Origin of the sequence: Microbacterium testaceum, assembly GCF_003075375.1 — a bacterium.
GTDB classification, from domain to species: domain Bacteria; phylum Actinomycetota; class Actinomycetes; order Actinomycetales; family Microbacteriaceae; genus Microbacterium; species Microbacterium testaceum_E.
This window is the reverse complement of the sequence record NZ_QDFT01000087.1, coordinates 1-3,793: the sequence shown is the minus strand read 5'-3', so window position 1 is coordinate 3,793 and position 3,793 is coordinate 1. Positions and strand designations below refer to the sequence as shown.

Annotated in this window: 2 protein-coding genes and 2 pseudogenes; 1 reads left to right on the top strand and 3 read right to left on the bottom strand. The window is 67.6% G+C overall.

Going from position 1 to position 3,793, the window contains the following annotated elements; all coding sequences use genetic code 11:
* Positions 1–117 (bottom strand): annotated as a pseudogene (locus DC432_RS16825) (enoyl-CoA hydratase/isomerase family protein); the annotation flags it as partial.
* A gap of 212 nt (positions 118–329) precedes the next feature.
* Here DC432_RS16825 and DC432_RS15880 point away from each other — a divergent pair.
* Positions 330–1,700 (top strand): NAD-dependent succinate-semialdehyde dehydrogenase, encoded by a 1,371-nt coding sequence (locus tag DC432_RS15880; protein WP_005054987.1) that lies wholly within the window; start codon positions 330–332, stop codon positions 1,698–1,700.
* An 82-nt stretch (positions 1,701–1,782) separates the two neighbouring features.
* Here the strand turns inward: DC432_RS15880 and DC432_RS15875 are convergent, their stop codons facing one another.
* Together DC432_RS15875 and DC432_RS15870 are read right to left on the bottom strand one after the other, a co-directional pair.
* Positions 1,783–3,498 (bottom strand): helix-turn-helix domain-containing protein, encoded by a 1,716-nt coding sequence (locus DC432_RS15875; protein WP_005054985.1) that lies wholly within the window; start codon positions 3,496–3,498, stop codon positions 1,783–1,785.
* A 69-nt stretch (positions 3,499–3,567) separates the two neighbouring features.
* Positions 3,568–3,793 (bottom strand): annotated as a pseudogene (locus DC432_RS15870) (acyl-CoA thioesterase); the annotation flags it as partial.

Here is a 3,793-nt window from a genome sequence, read left to right as displayed (position 1 = left end):
CGTGCATACCGCGTGAAGTTCGTCGACCATGTCGTCGTTGATCGCGTTTCGCACGTCAGGACGGTTCAGTTCGACGTGAAGCCGGTCCGCGCCCTCGCGGAGTATCAGAGTGGTCACCGTCCCAGCCTCCCATCACCGATCAATGCGCGTCCAATACCCGATCCACGTACATCTGATGCGCCATCGTCATCAATCTGGACCGGGATCAGTATTGGACGAACTCGGCCACGGCGCGACAGGCTGAGAGGGCAGTACCGCGCCAGACGACCGCCGATCTGGGCGGGCGTGGCCCGTGAGACGCACGACAGCAATGAAGCGAGGAGACCACGATGGGTGCATACCGGACCATCAACCCAGCCACCGGTCAGACGGTCGCCGAGTACGCCGTGATCGGCGATGCGGACGTGGCCGACATCGTCGCCCGCTCGCACACGGCCTACCGCAAGTACCGGGAGCTGCCGCTCGCCGAACGGACGGGGATCCTGGCACGCGCGGCGCAGCTGCACCGGGACCGCATTGATGAACTGAGCGCGCTGCTGACACTCGAGGTCGGCAAACCCGTCACGCAGGCCCGCGGGGAAGTCGAGCTGGTCGCCTCGATCTACCAGTACTACGCCGACCACGCCGAAGCGTTCCTCGCCGACGAGACCCTCGACATCGTCGGCGGAGGGGAAGCGCTCGTCCGCACCGAGCCGATCGGGCCGCTGTTGGGGATCATGCCGTGGAACTTCCCCTACTACCAGGTGGCCCGGTTTGTCGCCCCCAACCTCGCACTGGGCAACACGATCATCCTCAAACACGCCCGCAACTGCCCGCAGTCCGCCCTCGCCATCGAACGCGTGCTCCACGACGCCGCGCTTCCAGCCGACGCGTACATCAACGCGTTCGTAGACAGCCGCCAGATTGCCGGCATCATCGCCGACCCGCGCGTGCAAGGGGTGTCGCTGACCGGCTCCGAGAAGGCGGGCTCGGCTGTCGGCGAGGTGGCCGGCAGGCACATGAAAAAGGTCGTCCTCGAGCTGGGCGGCTCGGACCCGTTCATCGTCCTAGAGGATGCTGACGTCGACGCGGCCGTGGCAGCCGGCGTACGCGGCCGCATCGCCAACGGCGGCCAGGCGTGCACGGCATCCAAGCGGTTCATTGTCGTGGATGCCGTCTACGACGAGTTCTCTCGGAAGTTCATCGACGCGATCACGAAGATCATCCCCGACGACCCCACGGACCCCGACACGTTCCTCGGCCCGTTGGCGTCCGCGGATGCCGGAGATGAGCTCGAGGAGCTCGTCGAGGACGCGGTCGCCAAGGGCGCCACCCTGCACATCGCCCCCGGTGCACGCCGAGAGGGCGCCTTCTACCCGCCCAGCGTGCTCACCGGGGTCACCCCGCTGATGCGAGCCTACGAGGAGGAGCTGTTCGGACCGACCGCGGTCGTGTACCGGGTGCCCTCCCCGCAGGCCGCGGTCGCCCTGGCCAACGAGTCGCCCTTCGGGCTGTCCAGCAGCGTCTTCACGCAGGATCCTCTGGCAGCCGCGCAGATCGCCCGCGAACTGGAGGTCGGGATGGTGTGGATCAACAGCACCAGCCGCAGCGCACCGGACCTCCCCTTCGGCGGCGTGAAGCGCTCCGGCGTCGGACGCGAACTCGCCCGGTACGGCATGGACGAGTTCGCGAACAAGAAGCTCATCCGAACCCCCGCCTGATATCCCCGTGTAACGCCTCCGCCGCGCCGAGTACGCAACTGCGAATCCAGGCCTCCCTGGTCGGCAGGCGGGGGCGCTGTTTTCAGGAGATCAGGGTGTTCTGCCCGTCGAAACCGTACGCGCGCAGTTTCCGGTACAGCGTCGTGCGCCCGATACCGAGGATCTCCGCTGCACGCGAACGGTTTCCGTCCGCCTCCCGCAGCGCCGCATCGATCGCCCGGTACTCGGATGCGGCGATGCCGCGCAGCTGGCGGGCACGTGTGCGCATCTCGGCGGGCAGAAGGTCGACGTCCAGGACGGTGCCGCCGGGACGCTGCACCACCATCGCGGCAATCAGAACCCGCAGCTCCGAGGCGCCACCACGCCAATCCCACCGGGAAAGCGCCTGCAGCACAGCAGGACTCAGTGTCACCGAGTACTCCTGAGCGAGTCTCACAGCCAGGCCGATGACACGGTCTGGGTCATCGCGCAGCGCAGGGAGATCGAGCCGCGGCCCTTGGCGGCCCAGGAAATCGACGACGACGCCAGTCAGGTCGTCTGCGACACAGAACACCACCCGGGCGGACCGGACGGGATCTGCCGCGCCAGCCAATTGCTGCAGGACCGGGAAGTCAACGTCGGTCAAAGACTCGACGCTGCAGACGACCACCGATGTACCTGTGCTCAGCGCCTGCACCGCCGTGGCCACGGCCCCCGGTTCCCGAAATGCCGGGGCGCCGATGACGACCGGGTCGTGGCGATCGCGTTCGCGCAGCCAGAGCTGGGCGAGAAGCGTCTTCCCACTGTCGCGCGGACCGTGGATCGCGATGCACCCGCTGCTGCGGCCGAGCACGTCGAGGTGCGCGGCAAGGCGGGAAAGCCGGGTGGGTTCCGGCGCTGCGGCCGGCTCGGACTCGGCAAGTTCCACGAGGTAGATGCTCTCCCCTGCCCGATTCACGATGCGGCGGGCAGTGCTCGGCCGATCCGCGAGCAAGACGGATGCGACATCCCCCTGCCAGTGGTGGGCCTGGAGCTCGTCCCACAGGGTCACGTGCCGCTCGGCCGAGAGCATCGGCAACGCGCCCGTCGAGGCGAGCACGCCGCCACGGCCGATGGCCAGCACACGGTGGCGGGCGGTACCGTCCGCGAACCGGGCCAGCAGCGCCTGCAGCTCCAGCGGTGCGGTGTTAAGCAGCGCGTCCTGGAGGTCACGAGCGGCCTGCTTCGCGATCGCGAGCATCGCGGGGTGGGACGCCCCGACGGGAGAGGCGAGGGCGAGCGAGCCGATGACCCGCCGCGAAAGAGGGTCGTGGATGGGGGCGCCAGCGCAGGCGAGGGTCTGCAGCCGGTCGTTGACGTGCTCGGCGCCGCGCACGAACACTGCGGATCTTTCCTCGATCGCCGTTCCGAGTCCGTTCGTGCCCAGCGCGGACTCCGAGAATTCGAATCCTTCGGCCGCGGACACCTTGTCGAGCCGTCTCGCGTGGCTCGGGTCGCCCACCTTTCGGGCGAGGATCCGTCCGGATCGGTCGCTGACCAGCAGCGCGACACGCATGTCCGCGAGTGATTCCGCCCATCGCGCCAGGACGATCTCAGCGGTGTCCTGAAAGCGTCCCGCCGGTTCGGAGAACGGGTGGTAGGCAGGAGTCGCCGTCGGATCGTAGCCGCCACCGGTGGTGAACGAGCGACGCCAACTGCGCTCGATCACCGGGGGGACGTTCAGTGTTCGGGGAGTGAGACCGTGCGCGCCGACGCCAGCTTCGAGAAGGCGTTCACGAGCCTGCCGCACGCTCGCGGCGGAATAGGTATCGGTGGACATAGCTGGGACCTCGCGTCACTGCAAGTGGTCCCACCCAGTATCCGCCTCCCTATTAGGACCCGCCAATACCTAGTCCGCTGTGGATCCATCCTCTGTGCGCATGAGTCCATGGTGGTGGGGAAGCCGGTCGCGTTCGTAGGTGATGTCGGTGTAGCCGTGAGGAATGGGCTGGCCGTGGTCGTCGAGGCCGACGAAGACGATCTTCTCGATCGTCAGAATGCGGTCACGGGTGATCATGTTGCGCACCTCGGCGCGCATCGTGAGGGAGGTGCGCCGAACRTGATCACCCGTGACC